At 66.0% G+C, this 18,530-nt stretch carries 19 protein-coding genes; 5 read left to right on the top strand and 14 right to left on the bottom strand.

The window, feature by feature from the left end; all coding sequences use genetic code 11:
• Nucleotides 1-62: 62 nt before the first annotated feature.
• The 4 genes from rpsO to IDT60_RS06640 form a co-directional block, all read right to left on the bottom strand.
• Nucleotides 63-332 (bottom strand): 30S ribosomal protein S15, encoded by a 270-nt coding sequence (gene rpsO / locus IDT60_RS06655; protein ID WP_164201122.1) that lies wholly within the window; start codon nucleotides 330-332, stop codon nucleotides 63-65.
• Nucleotides 333-570: 238 nt separating this feature from the next.
• Entirely contained in the window at nucleotides 571-1,830 is a 1,260-nt protein-coding gene (kynU, locus tag IDT60_RS06650; protein ID WP_191081337.1) for a kynureninase, read from the bottom strand.
• The gene (kynA, locus tag IDT60_RS06645; protein WP_191081336.1) at nucleotides 1,827-2,681 is read right to left on the bottom strand and encodes a tryptophan 2,3-dioxygenase; all 855 of its coding nucleotides are present in this window, start codon (nucleotides 2,679-2,681) and stop codon (nucleotides 1,827-1,829) included. The genes kynU and kynA overlap by 4 nt, the downstream gene beginning before the upstream one ends.
• A 53-nt stretch (nucleotides 2,682-2,734) precedes the next feature.
• Nucleotides 2,735-3,718, bottom strand: coding sequence for a bifunctional riboflavin kinase/FAD synthetase (locus IDT60_RS06640; RefSeq protein WP_191081335.1), 984 nt, complete (start codon nucleotides 3,716-3,718; stop codon nucleotides 2,735-2,737).
• A gap of 254 nt (nucleotides 3,719-3,972) precedes the next feature.
• Here IDT60_RS06640 and IDT60_RS23470 point away from each other — a divergent pair, with 254 nt between their 5' ends.
• Nucleotides 3,973-4,833: a DUF937 domain-containing protein gene (locus IDT60_RS23470; protein WP_191081334.1), complete on the top strand. Its 861-nt coding sequence runs from the start codon at nucleotides 3,973-3,975 to the stop codon at nucleotides 4,831-4,833.
• A gap of 21 nt (nucleotides 4,834-4,854) precedes the next feature.
• Here IDT60_RS23470 and IDT60_RS06630 read toward each other — a convergent pair whose 3' ends face one another.
• From IDT60_RS06630 to truB, 3 genes are read right to left on the bottom strand one after another with little or no spacing between them, the layout of a single operon-like run.
• Nucleotides 4,855-5,337 carry a hypothetical protein gene (locus IDT60_RS06630; protein ID WP_223883910.1) on the bottom strand — a complete coding sequence of 161 codons (483 nt, stop codon included), beginning with the start codon at nucleotides 5,335-5,337 and terminating at the stop codon, nucleotides 4,855-4,857.
• A gap of 3 nt (nucleotides 5,338-5,340) precedes the next feature.
• Nucleotides 5,341-5,694: a hypothetical protein gene (locus IDT60_RS06625; RefSeq protein ID WP_191081333.1), complete on the bottom strand. Its 354-nt coding sequence runs from the start codon at nucleotides 5,692-5,694 to the stop codon at nucleotides 5,341-5,343.
• A gap of 3 nt (nucleotides 5,695-5,697) precedes the next feature.
• The gene (gene truB / locus IDT60_RS06620) at nucleotides 5,698-6,651 is read right to left on the bottom strand and encodes a tRNA pseudouridine(55) synthase TruB (RefSeq protein WP_191081332.1); all 954 of its coding nucleotides are present in this window, start codon (nucleotides 6,649-6,651) and stop codon (nucleotides 5,698-5,700) included.
• Between the two features lie 69 nt (nucleotides 6,652-6,720).
• On the opposite strand from truB, the gene IDT60_RS06615 reads away from it, so the two are divergent.
• On the top strand, nucleotides 6,721-7,884 hold the full coding sequence (locus IDT60_RS06615; RefSeq protein ID WP_191081331.1) for a pyridoxal phosphate-dependent aminotransferase: 1,164 nt from the start codon (nucleotides 6,721-6,723) through the stop codon (nucleotides 7,882-7,884).
• A 39-nt stretch (nucleotides 7,885-7,923) separates the two neighbouring features.
• Here IDT60_RS06615 and trxA read toward each other — a convergent pair whose 3' ends face one another.
• Nucleotides 7,924-8,349, bottom strand: a complete 426-nt coding sequence (gene trxA / locus IDT60_RS06610) for a thioredoxin (protein ID WP_370590726.1) — start codon at nucleotides 8,347-8,349, stop codon at nucleotides 7,924-7,926.
• A gap of 23 nt (nucleotides 8,350-8,372) precedes the next feature.
• On the bottom strand, nucleotides 8,373-8,858 hold the full coding sequence (locus IDT60_RS06605) for a nucleoside deaminase (protein ID WP_164201141.1): 486 nt from the start codon (nucleotides 8,856-8,858) through the stop codon (nucleotides 8,373-8,375).
• 187 nt (nucleotides 8,859-9,045) lie between these two features.
• Between IDT60_RS06605 and IDT60_RS06600 the strand changes: the two genes are divergently transcribed.
• A complete protein-coding gene (locus IDT60_RS06600) occupies nucleotides 9,046-10,158 on the top strand; it encodes a ScyD/ScyE family protein (RefSeq protein WP_191081329.1) in 1,113 nt (370 codons plus the stop codon).
• Nucleotides 10,159-10,251: 93 nt separating this feature from the next.
• Here IDT60_RS06600 and rbfA read toward each other — a convergent pair whose 3' ends face one another.
• The 5 genes from rbfA to rimP form a co-directional block, all read right to left on the bottom strand.
• Complete coding sequence (rbfA, locus tag IDT60_RS06595) at nucleotides 10,252-10,761, bottom strand: 30S ribosome-binding factor RbfA (RefSeq protein WP_191081328.1); 510 nt, start codon at nucleotides 10,759-10,761, stop codon at nucleotides 10,252-10,254.
• 285 nt (nucleotides 10,762-11,046) lie between these two features.
• Nucleotides 11,047-13,977 (bottom strand): translation initiation factor IF-2, encoded by a 2,931-nt coding sequence (gene infB, locus IDT60_RS06590; RefSeq protein WP_191081327.1) that lies wholly within the window; start codon nucleotides 13,975-13,977, stop codon nucleotides 11,047-11,049.
• A gap of 152 nt (nucleotides 13,978-14,129) precedes the next feature.
• Entirely contained in the window at nucleotides 14,130-14,519 is a 390-nt protein-coding gene (locus IDT60_RS06585; protein ID WP_191081853.1) for a YlxR family protein, read from the bottom strand.
• A 188-nt stretch (nucleotides 14,520-14,707) separates the two neighbouring features.
• Nucleotides 14,708-15,688 carry a transcription termination factor NusA gene (gene nusA / locus IDT60_RS06580; protein ID WP_191081326.1) on the bottom strand — a complete coding sequence of 327 codons (981 nt, stop codon included), beginning with the start codon at nucleotides 15,686-15,688 and terminating at the stop codon, nucleotides 14,708-14,710.
• The gene (gene rimP / locus IDT60_RS06575; protein WP_164201153.1) at nucleotides 15,688-16,302 is read right to left on the bottom strand and encodes a ribosome maturation factor RimP; all 615 of its coding nucleotides are present in this window, start codon (nucleotides 16,300-16,302) and stop codon (nucleotides 15,688-15,690) included. The genes nusA and rimP overlap by 1 nt, the downstream gene beginning before the upstream one ends.
• A 106-nt stretch (nucleotides 16,303-16,408) precedes the next feature.
• Between rimP and IDT60_RS06570 the strand changes: the two genes are divergently transcribed.
• Both IDT60_RS06570 and IDT60_RS06565 read left to right on the top strand, forming a co-directional pair.
• Nucleotides 16,409-17,719, top strand: coding sequence for a DUF4439 domain-containing protein (locus IDT60_RS06570; RefSeq protein WP_191081325.1), 1,311 nt, complete (start codon nucleotides 16,409-16,411; stop codon nucleotides 17,717-17,719).
• An 81-nt stretch (nucleotides 17,720-17,800) separates the two neighbouring features.
• Nucleotides 17,801-18,529: a VIT family protein gene (locus IDT60_RS06565; protein ID WP_164201157.1), complete on the top strand. Its 729-nt coding sequence runs from the start codon at nucleotides 17,801-17,803 to the stop codon at nucleotides 18,527-18,529.
• The last annotated feature ends 1 nt before the right edge of the window (nucleotide 18,530 follow it).

Below are 18,530 nucleotides of genomic sequence, written 5' to 3'. Positions count from 1 at the left end.
TTAGTTTTCTTCTGAAGAAGGCGGCCCGATCCACATGGGAAAGGGCCGCCCCTTAAGCCTGACTAGCGGCGCAGGCCGAGACGCTCGATGAGCGCACGGTAGCGGGCGATGTCAGTGTTCTTGAGGTAGGTGAGCATGCGCTTGCGACGACCAACCATAGCCAGCAGACCGCGCTGGGTGTGGTAATCGTGCTTGTGCTCCTTCATGTGCTCAGTCAGATCCTTGATCCGCTGGGTCAGGACTGCAACCTGGACCTCCGGCGAACCGGTGTCGCCCTCAGACGTTGCGAAATCCTTGATGATGGACTGCTTTACAGCGGCGTCAAGTGCCACAATAACTCCTAGAGATGTGCCGTGAGGCCCGAATCAGTAACTCACTGCCGGGTCTGCCCTGCGCCGGAATCCCCTGGATTCCAGGAACTTCCCATGCATGGCAGGAACCAGCCGCCACGGACTGCAGCCGGATCCATCGTTCAGTTTACCGGCACCGCCGCAGACTTGTCGAAACAGCCGCCCCGCCGCACGCGAGCGTCACCGCCGCCGGCGGGCAGTTAGCGCCGCTGGTGGGCGTTTACCGCTGCAGGAGGTCGTGGATTGCGGCCATCCCCCGGTGCACCTCCGTGAAGCCGGTGCTCAGCGGCGACAACCCGATCCGTATTCCCTGCGGGGCCCGGAAGTCCGGAATAACGTCCTGTTCCCACAGCGCCGCGGTCACGGTCCGGAAGGCCGGATGGTCCAGGGTGATGTGGCTCCCCCGAAGCCCCGGTTCACGGGGCGAGGCCAACGCCACACCCAGAGGTTCGAGCCACGCCTCGAAAAGCTCCACGGCGTAGGCGGTCAGCGCCAGGGATTTTTGCCGGATGGCTGCCATGCCGGTTTCCTCGATGAGGTCCAGGGTCCCGCGCATGGCCAGCATTCCGAAGACGGCCGGCGTCCCGCTGAGGAAACCGCGGATGCCGGCCGCCGGCTCGTAGCCCGCTGCCATCTCGAAGGCGTCCTTGCGCCCCATCCAGCCCCAGATCGGCTGTTGAAGGCCGGGCAGGTGGCGTGCGTTGACATAGGCGAAAGCCGGCGAGCCCGGTCCCCCGTTGAGGTACTTGTACGTGCAGCCGGCGGCGAAGTCGACGCCGGCGGCGTCGAGCTCGATCTCCACCGACCCCGCAGAATGGCACAGGTCCCACACCACCAGCGCACCCGCGCTGTGCGCCACCCCGGTGATGGCGCACAGATCCGCGAGGAACCCCGAACGGTAGGCCACGTGGCTCAAGAGTACGACGGCGGTGCCCGGTCCGGTTGCGTCGCGCACCTGCTCAGGGGTCACCCCTGTCGCGGGATCCGCCTCGATCCAAGTGAGGGTCAGTCCTTCCTCACGGGCGATTCCCTCAACGAGGTAGCGGTCGGTCGGGAAGTTATCGGTGTCAAGGACAATCTCTGTGCGGGCAGGATCATCGACGGCAGCCAGGGCCGCGCGGATCAGCTTGTAAAGCACCACCGTGGTGGAGTCAGCGATGATGGTCTGCCCCGGGGCTGCGCCGAGGACAGCCCGGCCCAGCTGGTCGCCAATGGCCTGCGGCAGGTCCAGCCATTCCTCGTCCCAGCCGCGGATCAGGCGCCCGCCCCAGCCGTCCCGGATGAAGGCACTGATATCGTCAACGGTCCTTTTCAGCGGACGGCCCAAGGAGTTTCCATCGAGGTAGGAGAGGTCCGTGTCGGTGCCGACGAAGAGGTCCCGGTAGCGGGCCAGCGGGTCCACGGCGTCAAGGTGCGCCGCCCGCTTCAGGAGGGCGGCGGCGTCGTGATTGTCCGTCGTTGCCTCGGTAGCCCTGCTCATTGGCCGATCTCCGTCCGTACCGCGAAAAGTTCCGGGAAAAAGGTGAGTTCCAGGGCCTTCTGCAGGAATGCGGCGCCGCTGGATCCGCCGGTTCCCGATTTCATGCCGATGGTGCGTTGGACCGTGCGCAGGTGCCGGAACCGCCACAGCTGGAAGTTATCTTCGAGGTCAACCAGTTCCTCGCAGGCTTCGTAGGCTCCCCAGTTATCGGCTGCATTTTCGTAGATGTGCTTGAACAGCGGCACCAGCTCCGGGCAGAACTCATGGGCACGGGTGACGTCGCGTGCCAGGACGCTCTGCGGGACGTCATAGCCCTGACGCGCAAGGTAAGCCAGGAACTCGTCATAGATGCTGGGAGCATTCAGCAGTTCTTCGAGCATGGCGTGGGCGGCCGGGTCGGATTCGAACACGGGTAGCATTTTGCGGTTCTTGTTGCCCAGGACAAACTCCACTGCGCGGTACTGGCTCGACTGGAAGCCTGAGGAATTGCCCAGGAAACCACGGAACTGGGAGTACTCCGTGGGCGTCAGCGTGGCCAGCACAGACCACTGTTCCGTGAGTGTCTTTTGGATGTGCTTGACCCGGGCGATGCCCTTGAGCGCGGAGCCGAGATCGTCGGCGCGGAGCCATGCTGCCGCGCTGCGGAGCTCATGCAGCACCAGCTTCAGCCACAGTTCCGTGGTCTGGTGCTGGATGATGAACAGCAGTTCGTCATGGTGCTCGGGCTTGCTGACCGGCTGCTGGGCGCTGAGCAGGGTAGGCAACTGGAGGTAGGACGCGTAACTCATCCGGGAACTGAAATCCCGGACAATTCCCTTGTCCAGCTTGCGGGTGTTCTTCTCAACGGTCACTGCGGTGCCTTTCGTGTCCTCGACGGCCGCGCACTGGTTACCGGGCTGGCCGGTCAGCGCCTCGCCAGGAGATCGTGGGCCTGGATGACATCCAGCCGCATCTGGTCAACGAGAGCCTCAGGCCCACGGTAGGCCACCATGCCGCGGAGACGCGCCACAAACTCCACAACTACTGTCTGGCCGTACAGATCGAAGTCCTCGACGTCTTCGTGCGGACGGTCGATCACGTGGGCCTCGACCTGGCGGCTCACGCCGTCGAACGTGGGGTTTGATCCCACCGAGATGGCCGCCGGCCACCGCTTGCCGGCCTGGTCAACCAACCAGCCGGCGTAGATGCCATCGGCCGGAACGAATCCGCTGGACTCGTGGGCGAGGTTGGCCGTGGGGAAGCCGAGGGCCCGCCCACGGGCCGCGCCGTGCACGACTTCGCCGCGCATGCGGTGCGGCCGGCCAAGCACAGCAGCAGCGGTGGCAACGTCGCCCTCCTGGAGTGCTTCGCGCACCCAAGTGGAGGAACAGCGGCGGTCCGTGCCGTCGTCGGTATGCAGCGGGTAGCCTTCGGAACCGAACTCGCTGATGACCTGGACGTCGAAGTTGAACTTTTCGCCCAGTTGCTTCATGGTGTCCAGATCGCCGGAATTGCCGCGGCCGAACCGGGCATCGTGACCAATCACCACATGGCTGGCATGGAGGCTGTCCACCAGGACCTGGCCCACAAATTCCTCCGGGGTCAGGCTGGCCAGGTTCAGCGAGTACTTCATCACGAGGATGCCGTCCAGGCCCAACTCCCCCAGCGCCACCAGTTTGTCCTCCAGGCCCATGATCATCTCGGGCGCGGACTCCGGGCGGTGAACCAGGGCCGGGTGCGGGTCAAAGGTGACGGCCACGGCTTTGGTCCCGTTGATGCGGGCAGAGCGGATGAGCTCGGAGAGCACCTGCTGGTGGCCGCGATGGACGCCGTCGAAGTTGCCGAAAGTGACAACAGAGGGACCAAAGTCCGCCGGGACTTCGGACGGATCGTTCCAGATGTAGACCATCAACCTCGCCTTTTACTGCGTGCACTGACATCACTCCCAACGCGCCGGCGCCGGAACTATCTAAGATTACCCGCATTCGGCATCGCTGCCGGACGGCGCCGGGCGGGCACAACGCGAGAGGCAAACGTGCGCGGCGTCTCCTAGTATTCGGCCGGGGCCCGGGACTACGATTCAGGGGCAGACCTCCGGCGGTACGCCGCGCGTGCCGCATCGACCCATGTCCGCGGTCCGTCGCGGCGCCGAAGGAGTACCTCATGACCGAGATCCACGACCTCCTGAACCAGATCGACGTGAACCAGATGGCTGCCCTGTTGGGCACCGATCCGGCGTCCGCGCAATCCGCCGTCGAAGCCGCACTGCCCACCTTGCTGGCCGGGATGCATACCAATGTGCAGGCTCCCGACGGCGCCGCCTCACTTCAGTCGGCCCTCGTACAGCACCAGGACGGTCTGGTTGACGGTGGCGTGGACGCGGCACAGGTTGACACCGCGGACGGCGAAAAGATTGTAGGCCACGTGTTCGGCGGCCGGCAGGATCAGGTGGCTGCACAGCTGGCGGGTACCGCCGGACTGGGTGGCATCGGCGGCGACCTGATCCGCAAGGCCCTGCCCATCCTCGCCCCGATCGTGATGTCCTACCTGGCGAAGAAGATCCTGGGGCAAGGCGGCCAGGCCGGTGGAGCGGGAGGCGCGCAGGCAGGCGGGATCGACCTCGGCAGCATTTTGGGCGGAATCCTCGGCGGTGCAGGTGCCGGTGCCGGTGGCGGTGGCGGTGCAGGTGCCGGGACAGGGGGAAGCGCCGGAACCGGCCAGGGGTCGGTGTTGGACAGCATTCTGGGCAGCCTGGGCGGGTTGCTCGGGGGTGGAACCGGGGCTGGTTCGCCGGACGGCTCGCCGACTAACCAGTCGGCGGGATCACCGGCTGGATCACCGGCCGGCCAAGGAGCGGACGGTGGCCAGCAGCCCGGTCTTCAGCGCCGGCCCGGGGAGCCCTCCGTCCAGCCGTCGGAGGCCATCCAGGTTGACCTGCCCGGCGGAGAACCGGCACAGCAGCAGGGACACGGGAAGGAAGGCGGACTCGGCGGCCTGCTCGGGGGCCTGTTCGGTAAGAAGTAAGGCCTACGCCTGGAGTAGGGCTTACGCCTGGAAGCCGGCCGGGCGTTGGCCCGGCCGGCGGCGGTACAGCCAGACAAGGCCCAGGATGGGCAGCAGCAGCGGAATAAACGCGTAGCCCCGGCCGAACAGGGACCAGACCGTTTCGTGCGGGAAGGCCACCGGGTCGAAGACACTCAGCGCGCCCACCACAATGACCCCCACGAGCTCAACGAGTACGGCGGCCAACGAAACCTTGAACCATGTGGCCCCGGCTTTGGCCAGGGAAACGGTGGCCACTAGGTACACAGCAGCGGCGAAGGCGGACAGCAGGTATGCCAGCGGAGCCTCGGAAAACTTGGTGAGGATCTGATAGCCGGCCCGGGCAGTGGCCGAGATGGCGAACACGGCGTAGACGGCGATCAGGAGCCTCCCCGGCCCGGTGTTGCGCGTGTCCTTGGCGGGGACGGGCGCGTTATCCGGAGACGCTGCGGGTCGGGAGGCTTTCACGTTGGGTGCTTCTTCCATGTGTCAGTACCAGATCTGATTCATTCGGGCGGCCATCACCAGGGCGGTGACACCGACGGCGGCGAGGACAAAGTTGCTCCAGCGGGTCCGCTCCAGGATGGACCAGTAGACCGCGGCGGGCGGCAGGAGCATGGCCGTGGCCAGGTAACCCCAGAACTCCCAGGCTTCCCCGGCGATCGGCTCCCCGGCAATGACCCGCACAACCGAACCCACCAGGTAGACGATGAGTGCCAGTTCGACGGCCGCCACGGACAGGATGGTGATGTCGTTGGGCGCCTTCTTGAGGACGCCGGCAACCAGGCAGATTACGCTCGAGAGCAGGCCGACTACAAGGATGATGTAGAAAAACGCGTCCATGCCCTAGGCGTCCCCGGCTGCGGGATCAGCGGACATGGGATCAGCGGGCGCAGCATTCCCGGGAGCGAACACCAGTACCGGCTTGGCGAAGCTGCCCGCATCAGCCAGGAGCGCCACCAGGCTGCCGTCCGGAGCGAAGGCCGCCGCGGGATGCTCCACGGTGGCGTGCCCGGGGCTGCCCGTTGCCGCCCCCGCAGCGATCCGGCGGCCAAACGAAATCTCGGTGGTCTCCTCGGCTGTCAGTTCGCGGTTGGGCATCAGTGCCCGCGCAGCCTGGGACATCTCCAGGACCTCAAGCTCTTCGGCCAACTGCTCAAGGGTCCGGGCCTGGTCCAGGGAATAAGGACCCACGTGGGTCCGGCGGAGGGCTGTCAGGTGTCCGCCCACGCCAAGCCCGTCGCCGAGGTCGCGGGCCAGCGCCCGGATGTACGTTCCGGAGGAGCACTCCACGGTGACGTCGAGGTCAACAACATCGTTGCCTTGTTCCCGCCTGATGCCGTGTACTTCGAAGCGGTGGATGGTAACAGGACGCGCTGCGAGCTTCACTTCTTCACCGGAGCGGACACGTGCGTAGGCACGCTCACCGTTCACCTTGATGGCGCTGACGCTGCTGGGCACCTGCTGGATGTCCCCGGTGAGGGCGGCGACGCCGTCGTAAATCGCTGCGTCCGCGACGGCGGCGGCGCTGACGGCGGCGATAACGTCACCTTCGGCGTCGTCCGTGATGGTGGACTCGCCCAGTCGGATGGTGGCCGTATACGTTTTGGAGGTGCCCACGATGTAGGTGAGCAGGCGTGTGGCTTTGTTGATGCCAACCACCAGGACACCTGTTGCCATGGGGTCGAGAGTGCCCGCGTGCCCCACTTTTCGGGTTCCGGCGATGCGCCGCATCCGACCAACCACATCATGGCTGGTCCATCCCTGCGGTTTGTCCACTATCACCAGTCCAGAAAGCACGCTCCCCAGTATATCGGCGCCAAACACCGGCCCCGCCCACCTGGACGGGCGGCAGTTAGGATGGCAGGCATGCCTGAGCTTGCTGCGCACGTGCCCGAGGTCCCCGTCAACCAGATCCGCGAAATCACCGAGGCGGCGTGGCGCACACCAGGCGCAATCGTCCTGAGCATCGGCGAACCCGGCTTCCCGCTCCCCCGCCATGTGCTGGACGCCGGCATGGCCTGCCTGGACCGGGACGAGACCAACTACACGCCCAACGCCGGAATTCCGGCACTGCGCGAGGCCTTTGCGGCCAGGTTCCGTGAACGCGCCGGCCTGGACGGGAGCCGAATCGGGGCCGACCGCGTCTACGTGGTGGACGGCGCCCAGCAGGGCCTGCACTTTGTTATGAGCCTCCTCCTTTCCCCCGGCGATGAGGTGCTGATCCCCAACCCGGGCTACCCCACCTTCGCCATGACCGGCCGGCTCCTGAACGCGGTGCCTGTGCGCTACCCGCTCTATCCGGATCACGACTTCCAGCCCCGGATCCAGGACATCGAGGAACTAATCACGGACAGGACGCGCGTCCTGATCCTGAATTCGCCTTCGAACCCGCTGGGGGCCGTCCTCAGCGAGGACCTGACCCGGGACCTGGTGGACCTTGCCCGCAGGCGCGACCTCTGGATCATCTCGGACGAATGCTATGAAGCATTCACCTACGACGTGCCGCACGTGAGCCCGGCGCGCTTTGACAGCGACGTTCCCGGCGAGGCACGGGTCTTCACGTCCCTGACCCTGTCCAAGACGTATGGCCTCACCGGCTTGCGGATCGGCGCGCTGGTCTGCCCGCCCGGCCTGGAGCGGACCATGAATAACGTGATGGAAGCGATCGTCTCCTGCGTGGCGTCGCCGTCCCAGTACGCTGCCCTGGCAGCTCTGACCGGTCCGCAGGACTACGTCAGCGAGGCTCACGCGCACTACCGGGCCAACAGGGACGCGGCCTCCGCCGTGCTGGCAGCCAAGGGCATTCCCTTCCTGAGTGCGCAGGGTGCGTTTTACCTCTGGGCCGACGTTTCCCATGCGAGCGACGGCGATGTGCGGGCCTGGACGCGACAGTTCCTCGGTGACAGCGGCGTGGCGCTGGCGCCGGGAACTGCTTTCGGCTCCATCGGCGAAGGCTGGGTACGCATCGCGCTGTGCGGCAGCCAGGCGGACCTCGTCGAAGGGGTCAGCCGGTTGCCTCAACGCAGCTAAAACCGGACAGCTCAGGCAGGGGTGTCTCAGCCCCAGGCGTTAGACCCGGCCCGCAAGCGCCGCATCGAGCCAGGACCGCAGGGCTGCTGCCGGGGCTGCCCCTGCCTGCCTGGCCAGCACCTTTCCGCCGTCCATGACCATCAGGGTGGGAATGGCCTGGACATCGAACCGGTTCGAGAGCCGCGGCGCCCGGTCCACATCAACTTTGACGAGCTTGATGGCACCGGCCCGTTCCGTGGCCAGCTTATCCAGGACCGGACTCACCATCCGGCAGGGCCCGCACCAGGCTGCCCAGAAGTCAACGAGCACGGGGACCGGTGATTGTTCGGCCACCGCGGCGAAGTCGTCATCCCCGGCGGCTGTGATCCAGGGCAGCCCCCGTTTGCAGTTCCCGCACCGGGGCCGCCCGGACGCAGCGGCGGGAACACGGTTGGTCTTGCCACAGCCGGGACAGGTGATCAGCATGGGTTCCACAGGTGCCCCCGGTCTCAGTATTCAGTGCGCTGCGCGTGGGCGCGCCAGGCATTAAACGGTGCGTCCGACGTCGGAACCGCCTCGTGTGCCACCGGCAGCAGATCGGGCCTGGTGCCGTCGAAATACTCGTAGAACACGGCGTCGTCGAACCCGGCGGCGGCGGCGCCGTGGCGGTCGGCGGCAAAATAGACGCGGTCGATTCTCGCCCACAGCGCGGCGGACAGGCAGAGCGGGCACGGCTCACAACTGGTGTAGAGCACTGCGCCGCTGAGGTCGAAGTTCGCCGTGGCGGCGGCCGCGGTCCGGATGGCAACCACTTCGGCGTGGGCCGTGGGATCGTTGTCCCGGGTGACACGGTTGGTCCCTTCATGGACCCGGCCGTCCGGAGTCACCACCAGCGCACCGAACGGACCCCCTCCGTCTGCAACGTTCCGGATGGCCAGCTCAACGGCCTGTTCAAGGTATCGGGTGGCCTCGTGGTTGTCGCTCGCGTGGGTCATAGCTAGATCCTAGCCATGACCATGGATCACGGCGCGAAAATAGGGGGCTTAGAAAAGGGAAATTCCGTCGACGTCGTCTGTCCGGAGGACTAATCTTGCGCCCGGGGGCTCTATAAATCCATATCTGCTTTGGTCTCATTGCCCAGCCCCGTCTGCGGGGTGGTGCACCTCAACCCCGGAGGATGCAATGAAGAAGAAGTACCCGCTCGTCGCCTGCCTGGCCGCAGCGGCGTTGTTTGTTCCTATGGGGCCGGCCGCGGCAGGCTCCACATCGCCGGATCCAACGGTCCTGGCCGACGGACTGGTCACCCCTTTGAGCCTCGCGGTCGGCAGGGACGGTTCTGTCCTTGTGACCCAGAACTTCGTGGGCCGGCTTGACCGCGTGGAGGATAACGGCCAAATCGCCAACGTCTACACAAAGGCGAATTGGGACGTCGGCGGTGTAGAAACCCGCCGCGGGACCACTTACTTTGTAGAGAGCGTGGGCGCCGGCGGAGGCAATCCGGATGCGCTCGAAGGCTACCTGAAGTCGATCGACGAATGGGGCACGGTTGAGGCCATCGCCGACCTCGCCGCCTACGAACGCGAACACAACCCGGACGGCGACGAGGAATATGGTTTCGGTTCCGATGTCCCGGCTGAGTGCCTGCAGCAGTGGCCTGTTTTCCCGCCGGCCAAGTACACAGGGGCGGTGGATTCGCACCCCTATGCCACCGCGGTCAAGGGGTCCACAGCCTACGTTGCGGACGCCGGCATGAATGCCGTCCTCGAAGTCGACCTGGATTCCGGTGACGTCTCGACCCTCGCTGTCTTGCCGCCACGGCCGGCCGCCATCCCCGCCGGGACAAGGATCCCCATCGACATGGCTGGAGGAACAGTTGAAGTCCCTGCCTGCGTTGTTGGCCACGAGTATGCCTTTGAGTCTGTGCCCACGGACGTGGAGTTCGGCCCTGATGGTTGGCTTTACGTGTCATCGCTCCCGGGCGGCCCGGAGGACCGGTCCCTGGGCGAGCGTGGCGCGATCTTCAAGGTCAACCCGTGGACCGGACATACACGCCTCTGGGCTGAGGACATCCTGAGCCCCACCGGCATCGCCGTGTCGGACCATGGGGATGTCTACGCAGCCTCGATGTTCGGCAATGAGATTGTCGAGATCGATGCCTGGACCCGCGAGTCTTCGCAGTTCCTGGCTGTCGACGGACCCGCGGCTGTCGAGCTGAGCGGGGATACCCTCTACGCCACGGCGGGCTTCAGCTTCGGGCAACCGACCGGAACCGTCATCAAGACCGACATCAAATAGATCCTGCCGGCCCCGCCCGGCGGACGAAAGAAGGCCCGGACCGCAGCAGCTGCGGTCCGGGCCTTCCTCGTAGCCGGTTATGTGCTGGACCGGTTACTTGTGGGCGTCTTCGTCGAGGTCGTCATCGCCGCCGAGGTCAATATCCTCTTCGTCGAAGTCGTCCTCATCGATTTCCACATCGGCGGGGATGTCGCTCTTGTACGGGTCGGCATCGCCGGCGTGCTTGGCGTTTTCCGCAAGGGCGGCCACTTCCGCGTCGCGCTTCTTGGCTTCCCGGAGAAGTTCCTCGAGGTTGGAGGCAACCACGGGGATCTGGTCGGCCACAAATTCCAGCGTCGGGGTCAGGCGAACAGTAACGTTGCGCCCCACTTCCTGGCGGAGCACACCCTTGGCCTTCTCCAACCCCTTGGCCGCGTCCTGCTGGACAGCCTGGTCGCCGAAGACGGTGTAGTAGATGGTGGCATGCTGCAGATCATTGGTCACCCGGGCATCAGTAACAGTGATGCCCTCCAAACGGGGATCCTTAACCTTCCGGCCAAGAGCCTCCGCAACAACAACCTTGATCCGCTGCGCCAACTTGGCAGCCCGTGCGGGATCAGCCATTTCCACTCCTAAAAATTTGGGATGTACGACGGCGCCGGAACAGTTCAGCGTTTTGAGTTGTCTTTGCTGCCGCGCACATGAGGTGAGTCTAAGACGATGCCGGAGGGTTTTGGGGGCGCCCGGGAGTGGCATCGGGCCTGCCGAAGCTGGGCGGCTCGGGATCGAAGATCCCCAGCCGCCCAGCGAAGGGGCGGGGTGCCCCCAAAACTCGGAGGCTCCCGGGTTGGGCTGAGGGCGGGGCCGCCGGAAAGAATCCGACGCCCCCGACCCGTCAAGCAACGAACCTTAGACGCGCGGCTTTTCGCGCATCTCGAAGGTTTCAATGATGTCGCCTTCGGTGATGTCGTTGAACGAACCAAGTCCGATACCACACTCGAAGTCCGTGCGGACCTCAGTGGCGTCGTCCTTGAAGCGCTTGAGCGTCTCAACGGTGAGGTTGTCACCGATGATCTTGCCGTCGCGGCTGATGCGCGCCTTCGTGTTGCGTCGGATGATGCCCGAGCGGACGATGGAGCCTGCGATATTGCCGAACTTGGAGGAACGGAACACTTCGCGGACCTCGGCGGTGCCCAGCTGGACCTCTTCGTACTCCGGCTTGAGCATGCCCTTGAGGGCCATCTCGATGTCATCAATTGCTGCGTAGATGACGGAGTAGAAGCGCATGTCCACGCCTTCGCGGTCTGCCAGTTCGGCAACACGCTCGGCAGGCTTGACGTTGAAGCCGATGATGACGGCGCTGTCCACCGTCGCCAGGTTGACGTCGTTCTGCGTGATGGCACCAACGCCGCGGTGGATGACGCGCAGCTGCACGCCTTCGCCGACGTCGATCTTGAGCAGTGCGTCTTCGAGGGCTTCCACGGCACCGGACACGTCACCCTTGAGGATGAGGTTAAGGGTGTCGATCTTGCCATCGGCCACGGCCTGGTCGAAGTCTTCCAGGCTGATGCGCTTGCGGCGCTTGGCCAGGGCGGCGTTACGGTCGGCTGCTTCACGCTTCTCGGCGATCTGGCGGGCGGTGCGCTCGTCAGCGGTCACAAAGAAGGTGTCGCCGGCGCGCGGCACGTTGGACAGACCCAGGACCTGCACGGGGCGGGACGGACCGGCCTCGGTCAGGGCGCTGCCGTCGTCGTCGAACATGGCACGGACACGGCCGTGGGCCGTACCGGCAACGATCGTATCGCCGACGCGCAGTGAACCGGACTGCACCAGGACGGTGGCCACGGAACCGCGGCCCTTATCCAGGTTGGCTTCGATCGCGATGCCGCGGGCGTCCTTGTTCGGGTTGGCGCGCATGTCCAGGGCAGCGTCTGCGGTCAGCAGGACAGCCTCGAGCAGCTCGTCAATGTTGAGGTTCTGGCGGGCAGAGACCTCCACGAACATGGTGTCGCCACCGTATTCTTCGGGAACCAGGCCGTACTCGGTCAGCTGGCCGCGGACCTTGTCCGGGTTGGCGCCTTCCTTGTCGATCTTGTTCACGGCCACCACGATGGGCACATTTGCTGCCTGCGCGTGGTTGAGGGCTTCAACGGTCTGTGGCATCACGCCGTCGTCCGCTGCGACCACCAGGATGGCGATGTCAGTGACCTTCGCACCACGGGCACGCATGGCGGTGAACGCCTCGTGGCCCGGAGTATCGATGAAGGTGATCTTGCGATCCTGGCCTTCGTGGGTGTGCGTGACCTGGTAGGCACCGATGTGCTGCGTGATGCCGCCGTGCTCGCCCGCTACAACATCGGACTTGCGGATGGCATCGAGCAGGCGGGTTTTACCGTGGTCAACGTGGCCCATAACGGTCACAACCGGAGGACGTGCCTCCAGGTCTTCGTCGCCTTCAGCTTCCAGCTCTGCGTCGAAGTCGATGTCGAAGGTGGAGAGCAGCTCGCGCTCCTCGTCCTCCGGCGACACGACCTGGAGCTTGTAGCCAAGCTCCTCGCCGAGCAGTGCGAAGGTTTCCTCATCCAGTGACTGCGTGGCCGTGGCCATTTCACCAAGGTGGAACAGGACAGTGACCAGTGCTGCGGGGTTTGCCTCGATCTTGTCGGCAAAGTCCGTGATGGACGAACCGCGGCGGAGCCGCACTACGGTGTTGCCGTCGCCGCGGGGTACGCTCACGCCACCCAGCGACGGGGCACTCATCTGCTCAAGTTCCTGGCGCTTTGCGCGCTTCGACTTGCGCTGCTTGCCACGGCCTGCGCCGCCCTTACCGAAGGCACCCTGGGTGCCACCGCGACCGCGGCCACCCTTGCCGAAGCCGCCACCGGCGGGAGCTCCGCCACCGGCACCGGGAGCGCCACCTGTACCTGGAGCGCCACCGGGGCGTCCGGGGCCACGGGCTCCGCCACCGGGACGCCCTGCACCAGCCGGTGCGGGACGCTCAGTGCGGTTGGGCATCATGCCCGGAGTCGGACGGTTTCCACCGGCACCCGCGGGACGGGGTGCACCCGGACGGGGTCCACCTGCGCCGGCAGCGGGACGGGGCCCGCCTGCACCGGCTGCGGGACGGGGACCACCCGGACGGGGGCCACCTGCACCGGCTGCGGGGCGCGGACCACCGGGACGGTCGCCGTCGGGACGGCCACCGGCGCGGGGCATGCCCTGCGAGGGAGCGAAGGGGTTGTTACCCGGACGGGGAGCGCGTTCTCCGTCGCCGCCGCGGCCGCGGGGCATGCCCTGGGACGTGGCGAACGGGTTGTTGCCCGGACGGGGACCGCCGGGACGCGGAGCAGAGCCGCCCTGCGAAGATCCGCCGGAACGGGAGGGTGCCGCCGGGGTTTCAGCCTTGGGTGCCGGACGGGCACCCGGCTTGGCACCGGTGGACGGGGCGCTCGCGGCCGGAGCCGGGGCAGCGGGTGCTGCGGCGGCAGGGGCTGCAGGCGCGGCGGGTGCAGCCGGAGCTGCTGCTGCCGGCGCTGCGGGAGCGGCGGCAACGGGAGCTGCGGGGGCCGGTGCTCCCGGAGCCTTGGGAGCTGCGGGACCCGGAGCGGGTGCTGCGGGACGTGATTCTGCCGACGGGGCAGGCGCCTTGGGCGCGGCTGCCGGAGCTGCGGTTTTTGCCGCGGCGTCGGGGTAGGCGTTGCGGAGTTTCCGCACCACCGGGGCCTCAATGGTGGAAGAGGCGGAGCGAACGAATTCGCCCAGTTCCTGCAGTTTTGTCACTGCATCTTTGGAAGTAATACCGAGCTCTTTAGCGAGCTCGTGTACGCGGACCTTGGCCACATTTCTCCTGTCTCGGTCCGCACCGAGCCAGGCACGAACCGTCTACTTCTTACTGCGGGCCCCAGCCGCGGTTGCGTCTGAAGGGCCCATTGCAGAGCGCAACAAAGTTGTCATCGTTGCGCACTCATCGCTGGGAACTCATCGGGTTTCCATCAGTTTTCTGACCCGCTTTCAGGTTGGACGGTTTTTGCTGCATCTGCCAGAGGCATGTGCTGTGGCATTTGCAGCGGGCCGGCGGCCTGCTGACCTGCCAGGATCCAGCGTTCGACGGCGGTGGCCCCGGTTGCGCCGTTAAGGGCCCTTCCGAATGCTCGCCGTTTGACCGCCAGGGCCAGGCACGTTTCGCTGGGGTGCAGCCATGCACCCCTGCCAGCCATCCGGCGTCGTACGTCTACCAGCACTGCGGTGGAACCGCTGCCTTCGGCGACGAGCCGGAGTAACTCAGACCGTGGAGCCTTCTTCCGGCATCCGATGCAGGTACGCTGCGGTTGATCCTCGCTGTGTTGATTCGCGCTGTGAAGCACTTCTACCACGGTGAGCATCTTCCTGACGTTCATTACTGCCGGCCTAGAGCCCCCCGCCGCAAGTCTGCGGAACGGGAAAACTCAGGGCACACAAATACCGGCCGTTAGGCACGGCCAATGTCTATTCTAGCCCCTCCGGGCCGTTCTGCCCGAAACCGATGTGCCGGCCGCCGGTATCAGCAGGCGGCCGGCACACCGGAAGCGGGTTAGCTTTCGCGTGGCGCGGCGGCGTCCGAGACGATATCGATCCGCCAGCCAGTGAGCTTGGCCGCCAGGCGGGCGTTCTGGCCCTCCTTGCCGATGGCCAGGGAGAGCTGGTAATCCGGGACCACCACACGGGCGGAGCGGGTGGCTTCGTCGATGATGGTGACCGAATTCACGCGCGACGGGGACAGCGCGCTGGCAATAAAGGTTGCGGGATCTTCACTGAAGTCGACGATGTCGATCTTTTCGTCGTTCAGTTCGTTCATGACCGCGCGGACGCGGGAACCCATTTCGCCGATGCAGGCACCCTTGGCGTTAATGCCCGGGGTGTTGGCCTTGACGGCGATCTTGGTGCGGTGTCCTGCCTCGCGGGCCAGGGCGACGATTTCCACGGAACGGTCCGCGATCTCCGGGACCTCCAGTTCAAAGAGCTTCCGGACCAGGCCCGGGTGGGACCGGGACAGGGTCACGGAGGGGCCCTTCGTGCCGCGGTGGACATCGATGACCAGGGCGCGGAGCCGGTTGCCGTGGGTGTACTTCTCCCCCGGTACCTGCTCGGGCGGCGGCAACAGGGCTTCGACAGTGCCCAGGTTGACCTGGATCATGTGCGGGTTGTTGCCCTGCTGGATCAGGCCGGCCACCAGTTCGCCCTCGCGACCCTTGAATTCGCCGAGGATGTTGTCGTCCTCGACGTCGCGCAGGCGCTGCAGGATGATCTGGCGGGCGGTGCTTGCCGCGATCCGGCCGAACCCGGCAGGCGTGTCCTCGAACTCGCCGATGGGGGCGCCGTCGTCGTCAATTTCCACAGCCCAAATAGTCACGTGGCCGCTCTTGCGGTCAAGCTCGGCACGGGCTTTCTCGAAAGCACCGGGCGACTTGTGGTACGCCACCAAAAGGGCCTGCTCGATGGTGGGGATCAGGAGGTCCAGCGGGATCTCGCGCTCACGCTCCAGAAGTCTCAGCGCGCTCATGTCAATATCCATCAGGCCTCCTCAGAAGGTCCATTGTGCTCAGGTTCCAGACCAGCTTCTTCAAGGTGGCTGAATTCGATCTCGACTTTTCCGTTACGGATCCTGTCGAAAGGAAGTGTTTGGGGCTCGCCCTGCTTGGGCTTCATGCCCTTCTTGACCGCGATCTCGGGAACGATGGTCACGCCGGCGTCGTCCACTGACTGGACCCTGCCCATGACGTTTTCGCCCTGGATCACATTGACCTTGACCATGCGGCCCTTGGCCCGGTGCCAGTGCCTGGGTTCGGTCAGGGGACGGCCGACACCCGGGGAGGACACCTCGAGATCGTAGGGACGCCCGTCGTCGGCAGGATCGTTGTCCAGGATGTCCGACAGGACCCTGGAAATGTCTGCGATGACGTCCAGGTTCACGCCGCCGGTTTCCTCCTGCGGCAGGTCGACCACCACGTGGACCACACGGTGCGAGCCGGGAATGATGGAGACGTCTTCGAGGTAAAGGCGGTTGGCCTGGACCGCGGGTTCCAGCAGGGCCCGGAGCCGTGCGGCTTCCGGATTATAGGCGGGCGCAGCTTCAGCCGTACCCGATCCGGTAGGGTCTGATGAAGTCGTGGCTTCTGCATTGCTCACGATGCCGGCCGCCTTCCAATAGATGATGTTGTGACTACTAGACTAGCGATTTTCCGGCCGCAGTGGTGCACGGCGGCGCCCCCCAAGCGTGACAACATGGTCTGTTGTGAACGACGACACCCAGGAATCCGGCCGCCGCAGACGCTATTTCCGGTACGCCGTTTTCACCCTCGCCGCAGTCCTTGTGGTCAGCCTGGGATTCGTCCTGATCCCCCGTGAGCCTGACGATCCCGCGCCGCCGGCGTTTTCCGAGCAGGCCAGGGCCGCGGCGTACTCGGATGCAGTGATGCTCGGGGCTGCTGTGCACGAACTGCAAGTCGCGTCCGATGCCGGCTCCCCGGCTGGTCAGGCCGGCGCTGTTTCCGAATCCCTATCCTTCGCTTTGGGCCGCACTGTGACTTTGCTGACTGTCCAGGCGCGGGCCCTGATGCTGCCCGATAATTTGGCCGCCGCCGGGGCTGCCACTTCGTCTGCGTATGTTTCCGCTTCTGCTTCGCCGGTTACGCCGCCGGTTACGCCGCAGTCCACCACCGCCGGACTCGCGGCTGCCCTGCACGCGAGCGGTGTGCGTCGCATCAGTGACGCGGAAACGGCCGACGGCGGCCCCGCCCGGCTGCTCGCCGGCGTGGGTACCGCGCAGATTCTGGCAGCCGAGCAACTGGCGGTTGCCGCCGGTATTCCGCTGGAGGCATCTGCTGATGAGGCATTGCCCTCCCCTGCATTGCCCTCCCCTGCATTACCCTCCCCTGTGTCGGCTTCTCCAGGGTCGGCAGCAACCGCGGGCTGTACCCCCGCGGCGACAGGCGGCAGCACGGCGACGGGGGGCAGTGCGGCGACAGGCAGCAGTGCGGCGACAGGCAGCAGCGCGGCTTCAGGTGGCGGCGTTGCCGGCCAGGCGTCCGCCCTCACCGCCATCCTCGACGCCGAGCTGGAGCTGGTGTATGCGTACCAGGCTGCCCTCCCGCGGCTTGGCCCCGGCTCCGCTGCTCCGGCGTCGGACTTCCTGGCCCGGCACGAAGCACTGCGCGACGAAGCGGAAGGCATGGCTGCCCGGTGCGCCGTGCTTCCCCCGACGCCGGCGGGCTACGTGCTGGACCAGCCGTTCCTGACAGACCCGGCAGCCGCCCTGGGCGCCATGGAGGCGGCAGCCCTCCCTGTCTACGGCGACGCAATTGCTCTCAGCGACGGCGCCGTGCGGGCCTGGGCGTTATCCGCATTGCAGGCCGCCACCCGCAGGACGGCGCACTGGGGCGCCCCGCTGGGCCCGATCCCCGGCGTGGTCCTTGACGAAGCACGGCTGCCGGAGCTACCCGGGCCGCCGGAACAGCAAGAGCTTCCGGAACAGCCAGTGCTTCCGGAACAGCCCGGGACAACTACCGCCAACGGCACTGCGCCCGCGGGCTCCCGGCAGCCCTGACCCCTGCCTCCGGCGGCCGAAATGTCGTCGCGGAACCCGCCTGCAGTGGCCAGCCACCTGCACTAATGATTTGCTGGAGGCATGGACAACGCACCGGTGCCCGCTCTTCATGAGGACGAGCCACACCACAACGACATCGCCCACCGCCTCAATTGGCTTCGTGCCGGTGTGTTGGGTGCCAATGACGGAATCGTGTCGGTGGCAGCCATCGTGGTTGGTGTAGCCGGCGTGACCAACGAACCGGGTCCGATCCTGGTGGCCGGCGCTGCCGGCGTCGTTGGCGGCGCTATCTCCATGGCCCTGGGCGAGTATGTGTCCGTCAGCAGCCAGAAGGACAGCCAGCAGGCACTGATTCAAAAGGAACGCCGCGAGCTGCTGGAACAGCCCGAAGAGGAGCTCGCCGAACTCGCTGCGATCTATCAGTCCAAGGGGCTCAGCGTGGAGACTGCCCTGACCGTGGCGCGGGAACTCACGGCTCACGACGCGCTCGGTGCCCATCTGTCCGCTGAGCTCAACATCGACGAGACGGACATCGTCAGCCCCTGGCACGCCGCGTTTGCCTCCGCCATGGCATTCCTGGTGGGCGCCGTCCTGCCCATGCTGGCCATTCTTCTCCCGCCCGCGGACATCAGGGTCCCGCTCACCTTCGCCGCCGTCCTGGTGGCCCTTGCCGCCACGGGGGCGCTTGGCGCCTGGATCGGCGGCGGGTCGAAGTGGCGGGCCGCTGTCAGGGTGGTGGTGGGCGGCGCCTTGGCCCTGGTTGCCACGTTCTCCATCGGTAATCTGCTCGGGGCAAGCGGCGTCCTGTGAG

This window comes from Pseudarthrobacter sp. BIM B-2242, assembly GCF_014764445.1.
GTDB classification, from domain to species: domain Bacteria; phylum Actinomycetota; class Actinomycetes; order Actinomycetales; family Micrococcaceae; genus Arthrobacter; species Arthrobacter luteus_A.
Note: the sequence above shows the minus strand (reverse complement) of the source record. Positions and strands in the feature narration are given on the sequence as shown.